This is a genomic window from Winogradskyella marina, from assembly GCF_015645385.1.
Lineage (GTDB): Bacteria > Bacteroidota > Bacteroidia > Flavobacteriales > Flavobacteriaceae > Winogradskyella > Winogradskyella marina.
Window position 1 is genome coordinate 1 of record NZ_JADOET010000050.1, and the last position, 728, is coordinate 728.

General features: G+C 35.4%; 1 protein-coding gene. It reads right to left on the minus strand.

The annotated features are described in order from the left end of the window. Positions 1-728 (minus strand): hypothetical protein (locus ITJ86_RS17175; protein WP_195872875.1); only part of this gene is annotated, 728 nt, incomplete at both ends.

The window sequence follows — 728 nt, forward strand, 5'->3', positions numbered from 1 at the left end:
TTTGGCGTTAACGTGTAATCACCAGAATTTAATAAAGTAACCGTATGAGCTACATTGTCTTCTAAATATACGTTAACATCATTAGGCAAAGTACTTTCGTCTATACTAAATGTAAGTTGCTCTCCTTGATTTGAATTAACACCCAATGGAATTATTGTATTTGTTAAATCTGACGGATTTAGCGCTTGTAATGCTATGGGAAGCTCTGCATCACCTTCTACTAGATGTGAGTAAATTGCAAAGTTTGGTGCAACATTTCCTAATATTTTACCATCGTATCCAGGGTCTATACCTCGACTTGCATTCGCATTAAAATAAAACTCAGTACCATAACTGTTAGTAGCTGTACTCGCATTAAGCTTTAAAAAGGTTAAGACATTAGCACTACGTCCTGCTATAAAATCATCATCTGTACCCGTTGCTCGCATTGATGGATCAAAAGTAATATCGTAAGTATCTTGATATGTGGCATTGGCTGCCACAAAGAAACCTTGGCCTGGTGTCATTAATTTTTCTGATGCATTAGCCAATGTAATAATCGACCAACCATCAGATGCATCCCCATCATAACCATATATACCAGAGATATCTTCTAATATACTTAAGTTCGTTGTTACAGGATTCGTTCCATTATCTAAAACATGATTTAAAAATAATTCCATATCTAAATAAGACGGATATGGGTTTCCTATTAAATTCCAATCTGGGTAAGTCGCTCCAGTATTTCT